This window comes from Microbulbifer aggregans, assembly GCF_020524005.1.
GTDB classification, from domain to species: domain Bacteria; phylum Pseudomonadota; class Gammaproteobacteria; order Pseudomonadales; family Cellvibrionaceae; genus Microbulbifer; species Microbulbifer aggregans_A.
Genome location: NZ_JAIVKK010000004.1, coordinates 35,869 through 55,837, shown reverse-complemented (window position 1 = coordinate 55,837; position 19,969 = coordinate 35,869). Strand labels below are relative to the sequence as shown.

Annotated in this window: 22 protein-coding genes; 14 read left to right on the top strand and 8 right to left on the bottom strand. The window is 55.2% G+C overall.

Translation table 11 applies throughout. The features are described 5' to 3' along the window. Positions 1 to 135: 135 nt before the first annotated feature. A complete protein-coding gene (locus tag LC093_RS07870; RefSeq protein WP_264192976.1) occupies positions 136 to 663 on the bottom strand; it encodes a gamma carbonic anhydrase family protein in 528 nt (175 codons plus the stop codon). A 158-nt stretch (positions 664 to 821) separates the two neighbouring features. Between LC093_RS07870 and LC093_RS07865 the strand changes: the two genes are divergently transcribed. Genes LC093_RS07865 through LC093_RS07855 form a run of 3 tightly spaced genes read left to right on the top strand, consistent with a single transcriptional unit; the run spans position 822 to position 4,002 of the window. Further along, a complete protein-coding gene (locus tag LC093_RS07865) occupies positions 822 to 2,870 on the top strand; it encodes a M3 family metallopeptidase (RefSeq protein WP_226663932.1) in 2,049 nt (682 codons plus the stop codon). Between the two features lie 25 nt (positions 2,871 to 2,895). Continuing rightward, positions 2,896 to 3,165, top strand: coding sequence for a YheV family putative zinc ribbon protein (locus tag LC093_RS07860; RefSeq protein ID WP_226663931.1), 270 nt, complete (start codon positions 2,896 to 2,898; stop codon positions 3,163 to 3,165). 30 nt (positions 3,166 to 3,195) lie between these two features. Beyond that, positions 3,196 to 4,002, top strand: coding sequence for a hypothetical protein (locus LC093_RS07855; RefSeq protein WP_226663929.1), 807 nt, complete (start codon positions 3,196 to 3,198; stop codon positions 4,000 to 4,002). Between the two features lie 16 nt (positions 4,003 to 4,018). On the opposite strand, the gene LC093_RS07850 is transcribed toward LC093_RS07855, so the two are convergent. Continuing rightward, positions 4,019 to 4,681, bottom strand: a complete 663-nt coding sequence (locus LC093_RS07850; RefSeq protein ID WP_226663927.1) for a hypothetical protein — start codon at positions 4,679 to 4,681, stop codon at positions 4,019 to 4,021. A 140-nt stretch (positions 4,682 to 4,821) separates the two neighbouring features. Further along, on the bottom strand, positions 4,822 to 6,096 hold the full coding sequence (locus tag LC093_RS07845; protein ID WP_226663926.1) for an MATE family efflux transporter: 1,275 nt from the start codon (positions 6,094 to 6,096) through the stop codon (positions 4,822 to 4,824). A 575-nt stretch (positions 6,097 to 6,671) separates the two neighbouring features. Between LC093_RS07845 and coxB the strand changes: the two genes are divergently transcribed. From coxB to LC093_RS07825, 4 genes are read left to right on the top strand one after another with little or no spacing between them, the layout of a single operon-like run. After that, positions 6,672 to 7,787, top strand: coding sequence for a cytochrome c oxidase subunit II (gene coxB, locus LC093_RS07840; RefSeq protein WP_413231500.1), 1,116 nt, complete (start codon positions 6,672 to 6,674; stop codon positions 7,785 to 7,787). A 24-nt stretch (positions 7,788 to 7,811) separates the two neighbouring features. Beyond that, entirely contained in the window at positions 7,812 to 9,362 is a 1,551-nt protein-coding gene (ctaD, locus tag LC093_RS07835; protein ID WP_226663923.1) for a cytochrome c oxidase subunit I, read from the top strand. 18 nt (positions 9,363 to 9,380) lie between these two features. Beyond that, complete coding sequence (locus LC093_RS07830) at positions 9,381 to 9,953, top strand: cytochrome c oxidase assembly protein (protein ID WP_226663922.1); 573 nt, start codon at positions 9,381 to 9,383, stop codon at positions 9,951 to 9,953. 6 nt (positions 9,954 to 9,959) lie between these two features. Next, on the top strand, positions 9,960 to 10,850 hold the full coding sequence (locus LC093_RS07825) for a cytochrome c oxidase subunit 3 (protein ID WP_226663920.1): 891 nt from the start codon (positions 9,960 to 9,962) through the stop codon (positions 10,848 to 10,850). 37 nt (positions 10,851 to 10,887) lie between these two features. Here the strand turns inward: LC093_RS07825 and LC093_RS07820 are convergent, their stop codons facing one another. Further along, on the bottom strand, positions 10,888 to 11,112 hold the full coding sequence (locus tag LC093_RS07820) for a DUF2909 domain-containing protein (protein ID WP_226663918.1): 225 nt from the start codon (positions 11,110 to 11,112) through the stop codon (positions 10,888 to 10,890). A gap of 33 nt (positions 11,113 to 11,145) precedes the next feature. On the opposite strand from LC093_RS07820, the gene LC093_RS07815 reads away from it, so the two are divergent. The 6 genes from LC093_RS07815 to LC093_RS07790 all read left to right on the top strand — a co-directional run bounded on the left by LC093_RS07815 (position 11,146) and on the right by LC093_RS07790 (position 16,296). Then, positions 11,146 to 11,943, top strand: a complete 798-nt coding sequence (locus tag LC093_RS07815) for an SURF1 family protein (protein ID WP_226663916.1) — start codon at positions 11,146 to 11,148, stop codon at positions 11,941 to 11,943. A 53-nt stretch (positions 11,944 to 11,996) separates the two neighbouring features. Then, positions 11,997 to 12,665, top strand: coding sequence for a hypothetical protein (locus LC093_RS07810; RefSeq protein ID WP_226663914.1), 669 nt, complete (start codon positions 11,997 to 11,999; stop codon positions 12,663 to 12,665). Between the two features lie 51 nt (positions 12,666 to 12,716). After that, a complete protein-coding gene (locus LC093_RS07805; protein WP_226663912.1) occupies positions 12,717 to 13,760 on the top strand; it encodes a COX15/CtaA family protein in 1,044 nt (347 codons plus the stop codon). A gap of 54 nt (positions 13,761 to 13,814) precedes the next feature. Beyond that, entirely contained in the window at positions 13,815 to 14,729 is a 915-nt protein-coding gene (gene cyoE / locus LC093_RS07800; protein WP_226663911.1) for a heme o synthase, read from the top strand. Beyond that, positions 14,726 to 15,394: an SCO family protein gene (locus tag LC093_RS07795; RefSeq protein WP_226663910.1), complete on the top strand. Its 669-nt coding sequence runs from the start codon at positions 14,726 to 14,728 to the stop codon at positions 15,392 to 15,394. Before cyoE ends, LC093_RS07795 begins: the two co-directional genes overlap by 4 nt. Before the next feature lie 110 nt (positions 15,395 to 15,504). Beyond that, the gene (locus LC093_RS07790) at positions 15,505 to 16,296 is read left to right on the top strand and encodes a CPBP family intramembrane glutamic endopeptidase (protein ID WP_226663909.1); all 792 of its coding nucleotides are present in this window, start codon (positions 15,505 to 15,507) and stop codon (positions 16,294 to 16,296) included. Between the two features lie 27 nt (positions 16,297 to 16,323). Here the strand turns inward: LC093_RS07790 and znuB are convergent, their stop codons facing one another. Both znuB and LC093_RS07780 read right to left on the bottom strand, forming a co-directional pair. Then, positions 16,324 to 17,133: a zinc ABC transporter permease subunit ZnuB gene (znuB, locus tag LC093_RS07785; RefSeq protein WP_226663908.1), complete on the bottom strand. Its 810-nt coding sequence runs from the start codon at positions 17,131 to 17,133 to the stop codon at positions 16,324 to 16,326. After that, the gene (locus tag LC093_RS07780) at positions 17,130 to 17,918 is read right to left on the bottom strand and encodes an ATP-binding cassette domain-containing protein (protein ID WP_226663907.1); all 789 of its coding nucleotides are present in this window, start codon (positions 17,916 to 17,918) and stop codon (positions 17,130 to 17,132) included. Before LC093_RS07780 ends, znuB begins: the two co-directional genes overlap by 4 nt. A 165-nt stretch (positions 17,919 to 18,083) precedes the next feature. Between LC093_RS07780 and LC093_RS07775 the strand changes: the two genes are divergently transcribed. Then, positions 18,084 to 19,016: a metal ABC transporter substrate-binding protein gene (locus LC093_RS07775; RefSeq protein WP_226663906.1), complete on the top strand. Its 933-nt coding sequence runs from the start codon at positions 18,084 to 18,086 to the stop codon at positions 19,014 to 19,016. Between the two features lie 10 nt (positions 19,017 to 19,026). Here LC093_RS07775 and LC093_RS07770 read toward each other — a convergent pair whose 3' ends face one another. Both LC093_RS07770 and LC093_RS07765 read right to left on the bottom strand, forming a co-directional pair. Further along, positions 19,027 to 19,305: a hypothetical protein gene (locus LC093_RS07770; RefSeq protein WP_226663904.1), complete on the bottom strand. Its 279-nt coding sequence runs from the start codon at positions 19,303 to 19,305 to the stop codon at positions 19,027 to 19,029. A 211-nt stretch (positions 19,306 to 19,516) separates the two neighbouring features. Then, a complete protein-coding gene (locus tag LC093_RS07765; protein WP_226663903.1) occupies positions 19,517 to 19,915 on the bottom strand; it encodes a hypothetical protein in 399 nt (132 codons plus the stop codon). Between the last annotated feature and the right edge of the window lie 54 nt (positions 19,916 to 19,969).

Genomic DNA, 19,969 nt, shown 5'->3' with positions numbered 1-19,969 from the left:
GTGAGGCGGGGTGAGTTCAGCACTAAACGCGGGGAGAAATTTTAGCAAAAAAGCCCGCTTCAATGGTGATTGAAACGGGCCTTTCGCCAAGATTTTTTGTGCTGCATTTAAGGGCGTGCGGGGGCTTTTTGCGCCTCAATTGTGCGTGAGGTATTCATCCTTGAGCTTTACGTAATTTCCCGCGGTGTAGGTAAAAAACTTGCGCTCTTTTTCCGACAGTGGTCGCGCCTGCTTGGCTGGAGAACCCACGTACAAATAGCCACTTTCAAGTCGCTTCCCTGGTGGTACTAAAGCACCGGCAGCGAGAACCACCTCGTCTTCAATCACGGCGCCATCGAGGACGATGGCGCCGATGCCGATCAGCACCCGGCTGCCCACAGTGCAGCCATGCAGGCAGGCCTTGTGGCCAATGGTTACATCTTCGCCGATGGTGAGTGGCCAGCCGCCTTCATTAAATGCACTGGCGTGGGTGATATGCAGTACTGAACCATCTTGCACGCTGGTGCGGGCACCGATACGCACCCGATGCATATCGCCGCGGATCACCGCCATGGGCCAGACAGAGCAATCGTCTCCCAGTTCTACATCGCCAATCACCGTGCTCATCGGGTCGATAAACACGCGGGCACCGAGTTTCGGCGCGCTGCCGCGATGTTCGCGCAGGTTGGCATTGGGGGTTTCGGTGGGAACGTTGGTGGACAAAGCTGACCTCCGGAATGGCAATCCACTAGAATACAGCGCATATGTTAACCCCGTCCGGCGTCTCTTGGGCCGCTCGGGGTGTGCTTGTTTTTGAATTCGCTTATCGACAAGGAATGCCCATGTCTGAAACGCTGTGGTCCAACCCGCTGTTGGAGTCCCCCGTGCTGCCGCCTTTTGATCGGATCCAACCGCAATTTGCGGAGCCTGCGATTGTTGAACTTATCGACAAATGTCGCGAACAGCTGCGAAAGGGCTTGGAAAATGCCGGGGAAAAGCCGACATGGGAAAATACTCTGGCGCCACTGGAGGAAGCTCAGGACCAGTTGGGGAAGGCCTTCAACCCGGTTTCCCATCTGAACAGCGTCCTGAGTGGTGATTGGCGTGCACCCTATGAAGCCTGTCTGGCGAGGGTGACTGAATACTGGACCGAAGTAGGGCAGGATCCCGACCTTTACGCCGTATATCGCACGCTGGCCAAAGCACCCGATTTCGCCGCCTGGCCGCAGGCCCGCCAACAGGCTGTGCGCCATGGATTGCGCGACATGCACCTCGGTGGCGTGAGCCTGGAAGGCGCCGCTCGGGAGCGTTTTGCCACTATCAGCAAGCGGCTGGCGGAGCTGAAAAGCAAATTTGCCAACAACGTACTCGACGCGACCAACGCCTGGACCCTGAATACTGAAGACGAATCCGAGCTGGCCGGCATCCCGCAGACTGCACTGGCCACAGCTCAGGCGCTCGCCGAATCCAAAGGGTTGAAGGGCTGGTTACTGACCCTCGACGGCCCGTGCTTTCTCGCGGTTATGACGCACGCGGACAACCGCGACCTGCGCCACAAGGTTTCGACCGCTTATATCACCCGGGCTTCTGATGTGGGCCCTAACCGGGGTGAATTCGACAATGCCGATGTGATGGCGGAAATACTCGCCCTGCGCGCCGAGCAGGCACATCTTCTGGGTATGAAGAATTACGCCGAGCGCTCCCTGGCCAGCAAGATGGCCCAGGATCCCGCGGAAGTTGAGGCTTTTCTGTGGGATCTGGCCAAGCGGGCGAGACCGGCTGCGGTCAAGGAGTTTGCAGAGTTACAGGCGTTTGCCGTGGCAGAGCTTGGCATTGAGCAGTTGCAGCCGTGGGATATAGCCTGGGCCGCGGAAAAGCTGAAGCAAACCCGCTACGCCGTCAGTCAGGAAGAACTGCGTCCCTATTTCCCTTATCCGAAAGTTTTGCAGGGGCTGTTTGCGGTAGCGGAAAAACTGTTTGGCGTAACCGCTCAGGCCGATGACTCCGTCGCTACTTACCATCCGGATGTACAGTTTTACTGGTTAAAGCGCGGTAACGAACCGATTGCTGGCTTCTACCTGGATCCGTATGCACGGGAAAACAAGCGTGGTGGTGCCTGGATGGACGACGCGCGGGTAAGACGCCAGAGTGTCGCTGGCCTGCAGTTGCCGATCGCCTATCTGGTCTGCAATTTTTCTTCACCTTCTAAGGACGCTCCGGCGCTTCTGACTCATTACGAAGTCACCACCCTGTTTCACGAGTTCGGTCATGGGTTGCATCATATGCTTACCCAGGTGGACGTGGCTGCGGTTTCTGGAATCAATGGCGTTGCCTGGGATGCGGTGGAGTTGCCAAGCCAGTTTCTTGAAAACTGGTGCTGGGAACCCGAAGCGCTGGCACTGATTGCCGGCCATTACGAGACTGGTGAGCCATTACCGCAGGCGCTGCTGGATAAAATGCTCGCGGCGAAGAATTTCCAGTCCGCGATGTTCACTGTGCGCCAGCTGGAGTTTGCCTTGTTCGACTTCCTGTTGCACTCTCGACCAGAGGGTGCCAATAGCCTGGAAATACAGCGTCTGATCAATGATGTGCGGGAAAAGGTCTCCGTGGTGCCTGTATCACCAGAAAACCGTTTCCAGAACAGCTTCAGCCATATTTTTGCCGGTGGCTATGCCGCGGGATATTACAGCTACAAGTGGGCGGAAGTGCTTTCAGCCGATGCCTTTTCCCTGTTTGAGGAAAACGGCATTTTCGACCCGACAACGGGCCAGAAATTCTTGCACACTGTGCTGGAGCAGGGGGGGAGTCGCGACGCTCAAGACCTGTTCACAGAATTCCGTGGCCGTGGCCCTAAAATAGATGCGCTGCTGCGCCACTCCGGTATTGAATAATCGGAATTGAAAGAGGTAACAATCAATGACCGACCAGAATGAATCCCTTAAACCGCTAAAGCGCCGGTTTATCGCCGGCGCGGTGTGTCCTCGCTGCAGCGAAATGGATCGCATCGTCAATTACAAGCTCGGCGATAAGAATTATCGCGAATGCGTTGCCTGTGGATTCAAGGATGAAATTCGACTGCAGGCAAACCCGCGGGAACTGGATACCCGTGTAAACCAGACTGATGACAGGGAAGTGGAAGAAACTGCTGTGAAAATTATACAGCCGCCGGATGCGAGCAAACACTGACCACCTGAAATCAAATAATAAGAGCGACGCTTGAAAAAACTCTACCCACTTATTGCACTGATCATTGTATTGGCAATCGCCGGAATAAAAGGTTTCGATTACTACAAAAAACAGCGCGCTGAACAGCGCGCTCAGGTTTCTTACTTTTTAAGTCGCTGTGTCAATCAGAGTTTGCTCTCGCTGTACCAATTGCAGGCGAATGACTGGAAGAATAATCCGGATTTCCATCGTGAAGAGGCTGAGCGACTGCAGGAAAAAATATCCCTGTTGCCCGCGCAGGTCCTTGATGGCAAGCCGTTTTCCGAATGGCAGGCCGCGGTCGAGGTTTGTGATCGAATTACGGAAAACAGCAATCGACAGCACCGCACAATTTTTGCGCCCGTCGCGTATCTGGCAAAGACCCGGTTGTGGGAAATGGAGCGGCTAACGGATACCCGGACGCTTGAACGCAGAAAAAAGGCGATCTATAGGGTGCAGGTTAGCGCACAAGCCGCGGATAGTTACCTGAAAGATTTTCAATCCGATGTTACCGGTTTGCTAAACAACAGCCTTCTGTCCGATGAGACCCGGATGGCTGCGGAGACTGAAATTCAGCAAACGGTTTTTTCCGGCTACCGGCATGGCAACTTTTCACGTAAAGAAGTTGAGCGATACCTCGACCGGCAACAGTACTTTTACCAGTTCTTAGTGGATAACTCGAAAAAGTTCACTCTCCGGGGTGGCAGCCTGTATTTTTACGACAAGAAAATGCATCGCGAAGTAGACGACCTCAATCGCGCGATACTCACAAGTGAAGTTGATTTTTATAACCAGTGGCGCCAGGTCGTGATGCGCTAATCCAGCAGTTGCATTGCTAATGGGAGTTGTCCAGTTGCTTCTCCAGCGAGCGGGTGTGTAAGGAAATCTGCATGTGCTGCGCGAAGTCGGGCCAGCTTCCCGGATCGTCTTCAAATCGCTGTTTACACAAAATCATGGATACAAGGTGGGCTGGATCTAACTCTTCCGGTTCAAAGCGGCGAACCAGTAGCTCGCTCAGGTTATCAAGCTGGCAGGACAGCGATTCGCCCAGTAATTCACGAACGACCAGGTTCGCAATCATCGGGTCCATCGGTAGTAACGGGGTTCCGCACTGTGGCTGCAGAATATCGTTGATCTCTTCCATGGTTCTGTGCGCAAGGTAGGCCTCATCCAGAATGGAACCGAGGCCGTGTTCGTATGGTTGGCGCTCAGGCACCGAGCGGAAGCTGTGGATGATCAATTCCCGTATCGGACGGAAATTAAGCCCAGCGGCGTGGCAGAGCGTATCCATTTGGTTTAGCCAGGTGGGAACTACCTGGATATACCGGATAACAAAACAGGTTAGATGCAGGGGGGCATCGCGCTGAGGTAGCTGGATACTGCGATGCAGTTTAGGCAGCGTATCGTGCAGTGATCGGCGAAAACGAAAGCGTTCCTGCTCCGCCTTTACGGCGCGGTCAATACACTGCTGGATAAAATGGTAGGGATCGTCGGACATGGGGCAAACATAAAAAACGGCGAAGCTGCCTCCCCGTTTCTTTACCCTGTTATTGACCGCCGGTGCAAGTGACTCGCCGGCCGTTAACACTCCGGGTAAGACGGCTTAACGTTGGAAGAAGGTTCTAACCGAAGCTCCAATTACAGCCAGTTGTTTTTCTTAGTGTAGCTATAAAAGTAGACGACAAGTCCGGCGGAACGTGCGACAAACCACAAAAAAAGGCTGAACCAGATGCCAGCGTTGTCATAGTGGCGTGTAAACCACCAGGATGGTAAGAACACGATCACAGTTGCGATGAACATAGTGTCACGCATTTGCCGACTTTTTCCCGCCCCGATAAAAACACCATCCAATTGATAGCTCCAGACCGCCACCAGCGGTAGACAGCAAAGCCATGGGTAATAAGCCCAGGCCTGCTCTAATACGTCGGGAATACTGGTGAAAAGTGTCGGGATCCAGTCGTGACCTACAACCAACACTGCGGTGATTATCAGCGCGGAGCCCAGGGCCCAGACGCCGGCGGCAGTCACGGTGCGCATAAACAGAGCCATGGACCGGCGGCGAACGGCATTGCCGACAAGCGACTCGGTGGCGTGCGCAAAGCCGTCCAGCGCATAGGAGGTGATCATCAACAACTGCAGCAAAATTGCATTGGCCGCCAGCACGCTGTCGCCTTGGGCGGCACCTTGTGCGGTGAAAAACGTCAGTGTGAACAGCAGCAGGCAGGTACGGATGAACAGATCGCCGTTAACACGAAGTAATTCGCGCCAGGGCGAAGCGTCTTGCCAGGGCCAGAAGTGCCCGCCTAAAAGGTAATGGCGTACCGCGTTAAATACTTTGGGGTGTCTGTTGTAGAGAAGACTCAAGCCGATAGCGAAGCCGCTGATATCGGCTGCGACCGATGCCCAGGCAGCTCCGCGAGCTCCCATGTCCAGTCCGATAATCAATAGCAGGTCGAGCACGATATTCAGCAGGTTTGCGCACACCAGGATAACCAGGGGGGTGCGGCTGTCCCCGCGGCCGATAAAAAAGCCCAGCAAGGCAAAATTGGCCAGTGCAAACGGCGCGCTTAGCAAGCGGATCTGCAGATAGTCCGTTGCGTGTGGAGCGGCACCGGTGCTGGCATTCATCCACTGAGTGATCGTTGGCAGCAAGGGTGTTGCCACAATGGACACCAAGACACCGAGGGATATGGCCAGCACGAGTGCGCGTAGCAGCCAGGATGTGCCGGAGTCTGAGGCTCGGGCCACCAGTCCCGTCGTACCCATGCGCAGAAACCCGAAGGCCCATAAAAGCATGGAAATTACACTGGCACCTATGGCCACACCGGAAAGATATTCCGGGCTGGGTAAATGTCCTAGCACAGCAGTGTCCACAGCGCCGAGCAGCGGCACGGTGATGTTGCTCAGGATCATCGGCCAGGCGAGATTCCATACGCGCTGGTAGGACGACAACTGGCGGCGCGAAAAGGCACGGAAGCGTGCCGGAGAGTCTTTCATATAGCCTGGCGGTGTAATTGACTTTTAGTGGGCAATGTGTTCCTTTTGACTTTGCAGTAGATGCGACAAAAAAACACAGGTTGTTGGTTGTACCTTTCGGGCGACGACATCTGAAGTAAATAAGCTTTTAGCGAAAAATAACAAGTTGCACTGAAGCAGTAACGCGCAGCTGTGGTCTCCCCCGGTATGCGTGCAGTGTATGTAGTCTTGGTTTACTACAGCATGTCCACATTGATGTGTGGAATATTTCCGGCGTGAACGTCGGGCAGACTCCAGTCTTCCGCAATAGCCAACGGCTGTTACAGGGTTTTGCTATCTTGTTGGTTACCGCGCTGCGGCCGAAGCGCACAAGCATTTGCTGTGTAGCAGGGCCGTTGCAGTGTGACCGCAGGAAAGCGGCTCGCGAGAATAACAAATATGGAGATCTGCAGGCGATGTTGATGGGCTTAAAACGGCTGTTCGCCTTCCTGTTCCTCTCGATCCTCACACCCATGACGTTTGCTCAACAAGCTGCTTCAGAAGCGGTTGGCGATGCTGTGGGTGAGGCGGAACGCTGGGGGGTCAATATGACCCAGGGAGTTACCGAAGTTTCCCGAACTACATACGATTTGCACATGCTGATTTTCTGGATCTGCGTGGTGATCGGTATCCTCGTTTTCGGGGTGATGTTCTACAGCATGTGGCGTCACCGTAAAAGCAAGGGGTACCAGGCATCACAGTTCCACGAAAGTACTCTTGTGGAGCTGGCCTGGACGATAGTGCCAACGCTGATTCTGATCGGCATGGCGGTTCCGGCGACCAAGACCCTGTACGATATTTACGATACCAAGGAAGCCGACCTGGATATCATGATTACCGGCTACCAGTGGAAGTGGAAATACGACTACCTTGGCTCCGATGTTTCATTCTTCTCCAATCTCTCTACCCCCCAGGCACAAATTCACAACGAACTACCAAAATCGGAAAACTACCTGCTTGAGGTAGACGAGCCATTGGTTGTTCCTGTGAATAAGAAAGTCCGTTTCCTCATTACCGCGAATGACGTAATTCACGCCTGGTGGGTGCCGGATCTGGCGGTGAAAAAAGATGCCATTCCGGGCTTCGTCAACGAGGCATGGACGCGCATTGAAGAACCGGGAATCTACCGCGGCCAGTGCGCCGAACTGTGTGGCAAAGACCACGGCTTTATGCCGGTCGTTGTCAAAGCGGTTCCGGAAGATGAATACCACTCATGGCTGAACGAGCGCGCCGCAGCGGCAGCGCGAATCAAGGAGCTTACCAATAAAACGTTTACGTTTGATGAGCTCTACGCGCGTGGCGAGAAAGTTTACAACAGTACCTGTGTTGCCTGTCACCAGGCCAATGGTCAGGGGGTGCCCGGTGCCTTCCCGGCGATTGCCGGATCCAAGGTGGCCACGGGGCCGATGGATGGCCACTTGAGCATGGTGGTAAATGGTTCGTCCAAGAACCCGGCTATGCAGGCATTCGGTGCGCAGCTAAGTGAGGTGGATATCGCCGCGGTCATCACCTATCAGCGCAGTGCCTTCGGCAACAATATGGGCGACACCGTGCAGCCCATCGACATTCTCAATTTCAAGAATAAGTAAGCAGGAGCCGAAAGGAGTTTAGTTATGGCACACGGTCCGAAACCCGGTTTTACCCGCTGGCTCTACACAACGAACCACAAAGACATCGGCTCGATGTATCTGTGGTTCAGTTTTGCGATGTTCCTGCTTGGCGGTTGTATGGCGCTGGTAATCCGCGCCGAGTTATTTCAACCCGGCCTGCAAATCGTGCAGCCGGAATTCTTTAACCAGATGACTACAATGCACGGCCTGATCATGGTGTTCGGTGCAGTGATGCCAGCGTTTGTGGGGCTGGCCAACTGGATGATTCCGATGATGATCGGTGCTCCGGATATGGCGCTGCCGCGCATGAATAACTGGAGCTTCTGGATTCTCCCGTTCGCCTTTGCAATGCTGGCATCCACGCTGTTCATGGAAGGCGGCGCGCCCAATTTTGGCTGGACATTCTACGCACCGCTCTCCACGGAATACGCGCCCCCCAGCGTCACCTTCTTTATATTTTCAATCCACATCATGGGTGCTTCGTCGATCATGGGGGCGATCAACATCGTCGCCACGATATTGAACATGCGCGCACCGGGCATGACCCTGATGAAAATGCCGCTGTTCGTGTGGACCTGGTTGATTACGGCTTACCTGTTGATCGCGGTCATGCCGGTACTCGCCGGTGTTGTCACCATGATGTTGATGGATATCCACTTCGGTACCAGTTTCTTCAGCGCGGCTGGCGGTGGTGACCCGGTACTGTTCCAGCATGTGTTCTGGTTCTTTGGTCATCCCGAGGTGTACATCATGATTCTGCCGGCGTTCGGGATTGTGTCGGCGATTATCCCTACCTTTGCGCGCAAACCGCTCTTCGGGTACAGCTCAATGGTGTACGCAACCGCGTCGATCGCATTCCTGAGCTTTATCGTATGGGCACACCATATGTTTACGGTGGGCATGCCTATCGCCGGTGAGCTGTTCTTTATGTACGCCACCATGCTCATTGCTGTACCTACCGGGGTCAAAGTGTTCAACTGGGTCACGACCATGTTCCGCGGGTCCATGACCTTTGAAACCCCGATGCTCTTTGCCATCGCCTTTGTGATCCTTTTCACTATTGGTGGCTTTTCCGGTTTGATGCTCGCCATCGCGCCGGCTGACTTCCAGTATCACGACACCTACTTTGTGGTGGCGCACTTCCACTACGTACTGGTTCCTGGTGCTATTTTCTCGATTACCGCGGGCGTTTATTACTGGCTGCCGAAGTGGACCGGCCACATGTACAACGAAACCATGGGCAAGGTGCATTTCTGGCTCGCATTTATTGGCCTCAACGTAACCTTCTTCCCCATGCATTTTGTGGGGCTTGCAGGCATGCCGAGACGGATTCCCGATTACGCACTGCAGTTTGCGGACTTTAACCAGATTGCCAGTGTCGGCGCCTTCCTGTTCGGTGCAGCGCAGCTGGTGTTCCTGTTCAACGTGGTTCGCACCGTGCGCGGTGGCGGCAAGGCGACGGACGAAGTGTGGGAAAACCCACAGGGGTTGGAGTGGACCGTCCCTTCTCCTGCGCCGTACCACACCTTCAGTACCCCGCCGGCTGTGCGCTGATCCACAGGAGATTGCCCTATGGCCTGGAGCGCAAACAGTAAAACCACAGCCCGGCTTCTGACGCTTGCCGTCGGGATGTTGGGGTTTGCGCTTTTCGTTATGCCGCCGCTTTACGACGCCTTCTGTGAAGTAACCGGCCTCAATGGGAAAACCGGTGGCCGGTATGAGGCAGTGCCGGCGGCGGTGGATCGGCAGCGGCTGGTAAAAGTCCAGTTTGTGGCCAGCAATAACGAAAGCATGCCGTGGGAATTCAAGCCCGGAGTGGTGGAGATGCGGGTGCATCCGGGGGAAGCGATCGACACGGTATTCCATGCCAGAAACCCTACCGGGCAGGATATGGTTGGGCAGGCGATACCCAGTCTTGCGCCGTCAAAGGCGGCTGCGTATTTCCATAAAACGGAGTGCTTCTGCTTCAACCAGCAGACGCTGAATGGCGGTGAATCGGCAGAGCTGGCACTTCGGTTTATCGTAGATCCGGATTTACCGCCAAGCATTAATACGATAACGCTTTCCTACACCTTGTTCGATGTAACGGAAAGAGTTGCACATCAGACAGACAACAAAAATACCGACTCTGAGCGAGAGGGATGAGAAAATATGGCCACTGAAAGCAGCTACTATGTTCCCGAGCAGTCCCGGCTGCCAATATTCGCCACGATCGGCCTGTTTCTGACGGCCTTCGGTGCCGCCAATTGGATCAATGGTGGCAGCGCCTACATATTCTTTGCCGGCGCCCTGTCCATGGCGACAGTACTGTGGTTCTGGTTTGCGGCCGTGATCCGCGAGAATATGGCTGGTCTCAACAGCGTTCAGCTCAAGCGTTCCTATGTGTGGGGCATGGGCTGGTTTATTTTTTCCGAAGTGATGTTCTTCGCGGCATTCTTTGGTGCCCTTTATTATATTCGCACTTTCGCGCTGCCATGGCTCGGCGGCGAGGGGGATCGCGGTTCTTCCAACATGTTGTGGGAAGGGTTCCAGAATACCTGGCCGTTAATGGTCACGCCAGAGCAGGCCGTCAGTGGTGAATCTGCCAAAGTGGTTGGCCCCAAGGGGATTATCGACCCCTGGCACCTGCCACTGCTGAACACGTTCCTGCTTCTGGCTTCCAGCGTAACTGTTCATATCGCACATGTGTTCCTGAAGAAGAACAAGCGCCAGGCATTCAACTTGTGGCTGGGCATTACCGTTGTCCTTGGTGCCGCTTTCCTGTATTTCCAGATAGAAGAATACATGGAGGCATATAAACACCTTGGCCTGACACTTGAGTCGGGTATTTACGGAACCACTTTCTTCATGTTGACCGGCTTCCACGGCGCGCATGTAACGCTGGGAACCATCATGTTGTTGATCATGTTGTTGCGTTCAGTCATCGCGCATCACTTCAAGCCCGATGACCACTTCGGCTTTGAGGCCGCCAGCTGGTACTGGCATTTTGTTGATGTTGTCTGGGTGGGACTATTTATTTTTGTCTACGTGCTGGGCGCGTAATAGCGAAGGAGCCGAACAGTTCGGCTCCAGAACAGAATCAGTACTTGTCGGCCCACGGCGCTGTATTTGACAACTGACCGCTATCAAAGCCGTACCAGATTGCGAGTAAAAGGAGTGCGGCAAGCACGACGCGAATGCCGAGGGCATAGAGAGTGCGCTTGGATTCCGGCGCACCTATATCGCGTAAAAGGAAGACAAGTGCACTGGTCAAACTGGCCAGTACGGCGAGAAACAACAATACGATTATTGCTTTTAGCCACATAGTAAACAGCCATTTTTATAAGTAGTTATTGGCATGACAGTTCCGAATCCGTCGACCACTGAAGGCGACAAAGCGTTATCAACCGGGACCGGAAAAATCTCCAGGGAAGCAGGGGAACCGTCGCGAGTAGCCAGTGTAGCACTGATCCGCAATTGGCCTCTTACGATCTTGAGCGCGTGTCTGTTTCCGGTCCTACTGGCTCTTGGGAGCTGGCAACTACAGCGTGCAGATCAAAAACAGCAGCTGCTTGTTGATATCGATACGCGCCTTTCGGCACAGCCCCGAAAAATCTCTACCCTTGATGCGCTACAGATTTATACGCCGGTGCGTCTAACGGGTTATTACACCGATGAATATTTCTATCTCGATAACCGTACGCGCAATGGCCGCGTTGGTTATGAGGTGCTGCAGGTATTTGTTAGTGGTCCCCAGCGCTGGCTGGTCAATCGCGGCTGGCTCGCTGCCGCTTCACAGAGAAACGAACTACCCCAGGTCGCCTACCCATTGGCGGCAAAGGTGATCACCGGGTTTTTGTATCCTGCGCCGGCGAGCGCATTCGTTGCTGATGTGGAGCCTCACGCTCGTATCCAGCGGCTTGGCACATCTCTGACAAGGACTCTGAATCTGGCTGACTACGCCTGGATCATCCGGTTGAGTGCTGACTCTGATACAGCATTAGTCACCGACTGGCAGTTCGTAAACAGCTCCCCGGCTCGGCACGGAGGCTATGCGTTTCAATGGTTTTCCATGGCCGGCGTACTGGTTATTCTCTGGTTGCTGGCAGCGACAAATATCCGCAATATGATCACTGCGAGAAACATTCGTAGCTGAGCTTACTTATAACAATAATCAGCGCCGGCAGGCGTGACTGCGAGGTGAATGGAATGGAAGGAGCTAAGTACGGCGCGGAAGAGGCCGCTGCACTAGATGCTGCAGCTATCCGGGGATCGAAATCAGGACGACCCAAGGGCGGCCCGGGGCGCCTCGCCGCAGTTGGCGTTATTGCAGCCGTGGTTTTACCGATTATTGCAGCCTATCTCGTCTACCAAACGGGGTTGGGCATCCCCAGAGGGACGGTTAACCAGGGGGAGTTGCTTATACCACCCCAGCAAATGGCGGATCTTGAACTTCTCTCGGGCTCCGGCGAACCCCTTGATTTTGTCGGAGAGAAGCCGATCTGGCGTTACGTCATCGTCAGTAGCGATGGGTGTACGAGCGAGTGCGAAAAATTGCTCTACACAACCCGGCAGGTGCATATTGGTTTGGGCGACAAGGCGCACCGTGTTGAACGCATACTGGTAACGGATTTACCGTTGGCGGAGCCCGATAGGACTCGGCTAGCAAAGCAGCACCCCCGTATGCGATTTGCGGTCGCGGATAGTGGAAAATTGAATCAATGGCTGGCAGGCAGTGATCACGCCAACCTGTCGTTTCCCGCCGCATTACTCGTTGATCAACAGGGTTACGCGATGATGGTTTATGACAATAGTCACAGCGGCAAGCAATTGCGTAAAGACATTAAACGACTTCTGAAGTACTCCTACGAAGCCTAGCGGCAACTTCATATAAAGCCTTTAAATTCGGGGAGAGAGCGGAGAAAAGCGGTGGAATCTGATATTACCGAACTGCGGAAAAATTATAAAAAAGACTGGCGGTTTCGACTTGCACTACTGGGTACGGGCTTGGCTCTGGTCGTCGTAGTACTTGGTGCGTTTACCCGTTTGTCGCACGCAGGCCTGGGCTGTCCGGATTGGCCGGGTTGCTACGGACACCTGTTGTGGCCGAATGAAAGTCACGAAATTGCGATAGCAAACCAGGCGTTTCCCCATGCGCCGGTGGAAACCGATAAGACATGGCCAGAAATGGTGCACCGCTATTTTGCCGGTACTTTGATGCTTTTGGTGTTAGGCATGACATACATGTTCTGGCGCCGCCGTGGGCATCGCGGTTTTTATCAGAGCCATATCCTTCTGGGATTGCTGGTGCTGCAGGCCGCATTCGGTATGTGGACGGTTACCCTGAAGCTTTGGCCGCAGGTGGTTACTGCCCATCTTCTCGGGGGTATGGCGACCCTATCGGTTTTGTGGATGCTCGCCGAGCGATTGCGCTATCGGCGTAGACTTATACCTCCGCATGAATTTACTGCATTGCAGAATCTCCGCCCGCTGGCCATAGCGGCGGTGGTTGCGGTATCGCTCCAGATCGCCCTGGGAGGTTGGACCAGTTCGAATTATGCCGCGCTGGCTTGCCCGGATTTTCCCACTTGTCATAACCAGTGGTGGCCGGCTGCCGATTTTTCCCAGGGATTTAATATCGCCCAGCAAATCGGACCGAATTATCTTGGTGGTGCATTGGAAAGCGATGCGCGTACCGCGATTCACCTCAGCCATCGCATAGGTGCACTCATAGTGGCCTTACTGGTAAGCCTTGTGGCATTCCGGGCATGGAAGGCGGGTTCTCCGCGCTGGGCGCAGGGACTGCTGATTGTCCTCGGTTTTCAGATAGCGTTGGGAATAGCGAATGTCGTTCTGTCGCTACCGCTGCCGATTGCCGTTGCGCATAACGCCGGTGCAGCGCTATTACTGTTGAGCCTGCTAACGTTCTGTTATCGGATCAACACGGTACAGCCGGAGATTAGAAAAGTTTAGACAAGGTCGAAAGGAATTCGGCCACTAAAATAATAAACAAAAGAGGTGGTGACCATGAGTACCCAGGCAGTAAGTGTACAACGCGCCAGCTGGCGCGATTACTACGAACTCACCAAGCCCCGCGTGGTGATGTTGATGATACTCACTTCGGTAATCGGTATGCTGCTTGCCGTTCCCGGGATGGTGCCGCTGGATATATTGCTGCTGGGGAACCTCGGAATTGCGCTGTGCGCGGGGGCGGCCGCTGCGGTGAACCATCTGGTTGACCGTCATATCGATATAAAAATGGCGCGCACTACCAACAGGCCAGTGGCCCGGGGCCGTGTGGAGCCGCAAAAAGCGCTGGTTTTCGCCCTCGTATTGGGCTGTGCCGGAATGGCCATACTGCTGGCTTTTGTCAATGCGCTGACAGCCTGGCTCACCCTGTTTTCTCTGTTGGGTTATGCAGTCGTTTACACCATGTTTCTGAAGCGCGCCACTCCGCAGAATATTGTTATTGGCGGTCTCGCCGGTGCTGCGCCACCACTGCTGGGATGGGTGGCCGTTACCGGTGATTTACATGGACACGGTCTGCTGCTGGCGTTAATCATTTTTGCGTGGACACCTCCGCATTTCTGGGCGCTGGCCGTCCACCGCCGCGACGATTATGCAAAGGCAGAAATTCCCATGCTGCCAATTACCCACGGGGTCCAGTACACCAAACTTCATATACTGCTTTACACGTTTATTCTCTTTGCCGTCTCGCTCCTACCATTTGCCACAGCCATGCTGGGATGGCTGTACTTGCTGGGAGCAGTGGTTCTGGGGCTGGGCTTCGTTTACTGGGCCATAGAGATGCTCAGGAATAAAAACCCAAATGCGGGCATGGAAACTTTCAAGTATTCCATCGTCTACCTGATGGCCCTGTTCTGTATCATGCTCTTGGATCACTACCTGGTCGCATTACCGCAGCCGGGAGTGTTTCCGTGAATACAAACGTCCACCTCACGCCGGAGCAAAAGCGCGGTATCGCTGTGACAGTTGCAGTGATGGTGCTGTTCATGATCGCCGTATTGGCTGGTTTTGTGAACAAAATGGGGCAGCCGCGTATTATTACTGAAGCGGAGCTGCGGGCGAACGGCGCAATTAAGCTGGAGCGACCGCGGATTTTGGATCAATTCGACCTTATCGCCGATAGCGGTGGGCCTTATTCTACAGAGCAACTGGCGGGCCAGTGGACGCTGATATTTTTCGGGTTCACTCACTGCCCGGATGTGTGTCCTACCACACTGGCTACATTAAATCGCTTTTACGAAACCCTGGATGAATCGACGCGCAAGGAGACGAACGTACTGCTGGTGTCCGTTGACCCACAAAGGGACAAGCCTGAGCAACTGCACGAGTATGTTCGCTACTTCAATCCGGAATTCGCCGCGGTCACCGGCGAATTCATCAATTTAAAGCGCTTTGCCAACCAGTTGAATGTGCCATTCAACAAGGTACCTCTGGAGGACGGCGAATATACCGTCGACCACGGATCACAGGTCGTTCTGATTAACCCGCGGGGGCACTATCACGGGTTTTTCAAAGCCCCTCTGGATCCTGCGAAAATGAAGCTGACGTTTCGCTCCATTCGCGCTACGTACAACGGGTAATCAAACTGGAGTGCTGACAATGGAAATCTGTCACTGAATTGCTCCTCCGCAAAGATTAAAATTGCGCGCAGCTATATTCCCACACGCTGTCTGATGAAAATGGATTTTCTATGTTCACGCTCAATATTGCTCAGGGCGAACCTGTAATTCGTGCGACAGAGCCTTTCGAAGGAAAAAGTGTCTGGTTGCCCGCAGCACTGCTTTGCATACTCGCCGTTCCATTTGGCTGGATAGGCGCTTGCGCCCCAGCGATCTGGCTGTCACTGGTGGCGATGGAAAACGCCCACGGCTGGAAGCAGGCAGCGGCATTTGTACTGGCGGCGGTACTGATGTTGACGGTGAATAGCGGTCAGATTCCGGGTAACGAGCATATCGCGCTGCTCCCTCCCTACACAGATTCCGACAATAACCTGATCTACGCCAGCCTTCGCCCGGCAAAAGCCGTCATTGCCCTTACGGTGTTGGTGTTCATGTTATTCCGACCGCAGCCCTTGAAGCGCAAGGACCTGCCTGTGATGACGGCGGTCGTTGCGGTTCCCGTTGTGGCCGCTTTTTTTGTTCTGGGTCCGTCACTCAAGCTCACCGCAACCATTGCCGTCGCAGCGCTGATTAATCTTCTGGTGGTGTGTATTGCCGAAGAAGGGTTCTTTCGCTGGGTGTTGCAACGGGGATTGGGAAAATTGGTTGGTGAGCGGCAGTGGCTGGCAACTGTTGCGGTGGCTGCGCTCTTCACAACGCTTCACACCGGCTGGGCCGGGTCTGCCTTGATGTTGGGTTTGGTGAGTATTGCTGCGTTTGGGTATGCGCTACTTTGGCAATTGCGAGAGAGCTTCTGGGCCTGTGTGTTGGCGCATTGGGGGGTAAACCTTTTACACATGACGCTGCTGCCATACACCGCCTGATAGCTCTGGGTACGTCAATATTTACTGTCAGGATCGCTCACCGTGAATGAGCTGCCCGGCGAGAAACATTAAGCCGGCCGCCAACACGATTGAAGGCCCGGCAGGTGTGTCCCAGAGAACGGAAGCTGTCAGGCCCATTATTACTGCGATACAGCCGATCAGCGCAGCAAATGCAGCCATTTGCTCCGGCGTATGCGAAAGCCTGCGTGCCGTAGCTGCGGGGATAATCAGCAGCGCGGTTATCAGCAGGACACCAACGACTTTCATCGCAATCGCGATCAGCAGGGCCAGCATAAGCATGAGTGCCAGCCGCACCTTCTCCACCGGAACGCCTTCCACTGCAGCCAGTTCTTCGTGCAGGGTAAATGCCAGCAAGCGCGGCCATAACCACATCAAGAGCAGGGCGATGACGACTGCCGCGGCGGCCATCAACAGCAAGTCCTGGCTGGATACCGCCAGCAGGTCCCCCAGCAGCAATGACAGCAGGTCTACATTGATATCCAGCACACTGACCGTGACGATACCGAGCGCCAGCATCGAGTGAGAAAGGATGCCGAGGAGTGTATCCACTGACAGATGCTGGCGCCGTTGCAGGTAAACCAGCAAGAGCGCCAGTACACAGCTGCTCGCTCCGACTGCGAGCGTCGGCTGGATATGCAGGACGAAGCCAAGGGTCACGCCAAGCAGGGCGGAATGGGCCAGGGTGTCGCCGAAATAGGCCATACGCCGCCAAACGGCGAAGCAGCCCAGAGGGCCGCTGACCAGCGCAACCAAAAGACCGGCACCCAGGGCATACCAGAGAAACTGAGAGTGTATGAGTTGCGAGAAGTCGTTCACGGTTCGGGGTTGCCCTTGTGCTCGTGTTTGTGGCCGTGATCGCAGCAATCGTCGACGACTTCCCCGCTCAGGTCGTGGTGATGGTTGTGCTGGTGGGTATAAGGAGCGACTTTGTCGCCGAACAGCTCCAGGTAGGCGGGATCGCGACTGACTTGTTCTGGGTGGCCGAAACAGCAGATGTGTTGGTTGATACACAGCACGTGATCGGTCGCAGCCATTACCAAATGCAGATCATGGGACACCAGCAATACGCCGCAGCGCAGCTCTTCACGCAATTGCGCGATTAACTGGTATACCTCGCTTTGCCCACCCACATCGACGCCCTGAGTGGGCTCATCGAGCACCAGTAACTGGGGTCTGCGTGCTGCTGCACGGGCCAACAGTACCCGCTGCATCTCACCGCCGGAAAGATCGGCCAGCCGCGCGCCGGCGAGCTGGTTTGCTCCCACCCGGGCCAGTGCATCGGAGACTTTGACTCCCTCGATCCCCAGCTGCAGAAAACGATCGACGGTCATTGGCATGGTGGCGTCGATCTGCAGGCGTTGCGGCATGTAGCCGAGCTTCAGGCCGGGGCGGCGCTGCACGGAGCCGGATGTTGGCCTGGTCAGGCCCAGCAGCAGGCGCAGCAGGGTGGTCTTGCCGGCACCGTTGGGGCCGATGATCGTGACAATCTCCGCTGGCTGCAATTCCAGGCTGATATCTCGCAGCAGCTGGCGGCCGTCGAGTTCGAGACCCAGCCCCTGGGCGCGGATGAGCGGTTCTGTTGAACTCAGGGAGAACTCCATTTCTTCATTCTAGGGGTGTGTTTCAGGACCGCTATAAGTCTGTGCCCTGGCGAACGGCTGGCGAGTGTAAGCTGGCTATGATTATATCGCACTTCTTTTTCAGTACAGCGCATGGCCTGTCTCAGATAATCGGGATCCTGGCCGCATGCGAGATCCGTGGTGCCCATGTTGATATTTCCCCGCTCCCAACTCCAGTTTTGCTTGGTTCTGCTCAGCTTTTTGCTATTGCTTGCTACCGGCTGTGATCGCAGTGAAAAACAGACGTTGCCGGAAAAAAAAGGGCAGCTACTCATTGTGACCAGCATCCACCCGATCTCGATGATCACGCGGGAAATTGCCGGCAGTGATTCCGAAATCATGCAAATCGTGGGCAGCGGGGACCCACACCACTATGCTCCCAAGGTAACTGATCGCGCCGCCATCGAGCGTGCCCAACTGGTTGTATGGATGGGGCCGGCAATGGAGGCGGTACTGGCGCGCCAGATGGCGCAGGTGCCAGCGAACCAGCAGCTGGAGTTACTTTCTGCCGGTGGGTATGAATATGAAGGGGCGGATTCCAATGACCCGCATTTGTGGTTGCGCCCGCGCAATGCGGCGGTGATGGCGGCGCATATCGCAACGCGTTTGGCGGAGTTGGACCCCGACAAGGCGGACGGTTACCGCCAGCGGGCGCGGGATTTCTCCCGCGCCATGGCCAATCTACAGAAGGTTCAGGATCGGGCATTGTGGGCTTATCGCGATGTGCCGATTATTACCACCCACCAGGCCTACGGCCATTTTTTTGGCCCCGCTGGCGTTGTGGTGGAGAGCCTTGGAACTTCGGCCAGCCACCAGCACGGTGCACGAACGATGCTGGAAAAAGGTGCGGCGACAAATGCCGCAGGCGGTGTGGGTGGCTGCCTGTTTGGCGAGGTGCCGGCAAATGACCGGGATCGGCAGACAGCCGAGCACCTGGGGCTCGATTACCAGCCGCTCGATCCACTGGGTACCGAGCTCCCTCCCGAATCCGGTTACCAGCAGCTAATGGAAAAGCTGCTGGCGGATGCACGCTTGTGCCTGTCCCGGGTGCCGGATGGTTCAGGTAAGTCTGCAGATTGATGCGAACAGCTCAAGTCGCCGGGGACAGCCGCTTCTGCAGCTTTTCCAGGCGCGCCCTGGCTCGTTGTGCCTGCTCTTCCAGTAGCTCAAGCTGCCGCAGGCGTTTTTCCATAGCGAGGTCGCTGTCGGCGTCATGCTTTGGCCGCTTGCCGACGGTGTCCGGTAGTGCGGTATCGAATTTCGGAGGTTGCCACTCCGGCGCATTGACTGTTGGTTGATCGAGTGACGCGGCGCCAGTGGGTAGTGCGATAAGAGCGCCCAGCGCGGTAGCGATGAAAATCCTTTTCATTGGCTGATCCCTGAGATTAAACGGATTACTTCCCCCCTGTCCCGGCACGGGGCCGGACTCGGGTTGGAAGACGATTGAAGCTCTGTGGTGTTTCCAGGCTGTAACAGCCGGGAGAACCATTTGTGAAGGGTGACGAGCCGTCGTAGAACTTTCTGCCTGCCTCCCGCCTCACCCTCAATGGACGCGGTTCGGGTAAGTGCGGATGCAAAATTCAGGTAGGCTCCTGCGCCTGTTGATCATTGGCCTTGCGTTCCTCTTCCAGCTGTCGCCGCTGTTCCTCGGTGCGAGCGGCCTCCTGTTCACTTTCCTGGCGCAGTTGTTCTGCCAGTGCCTTTTCCCGCTCGGCCCGGAAACGCTCCATCGCGGCTTGTTGGCGACCCTGCAGTGAGTGATGTTGCTCGCTGTTCAGCTGCTGAATCATGAATCGCCGCTGGCGCTTGTGTTCGCTTTGCGCAGAGGTTTGTTCCTGCTCTCCCCAAACCTCCAGGTACTCCATGGGGCCGGGCAACTGCACTGAGTCCGCGTGCTTCTGCTCTGACTCTTGCGCTACCGTCGGCAAGGCGATGAACGCCGCAACCAGAACCATGCCCCTAACCGAATGCGCTTTCATATCCCGATCCTCTCAACCTCTATCGTTGCGGCCTACAGAATGGCTGGGCCACAA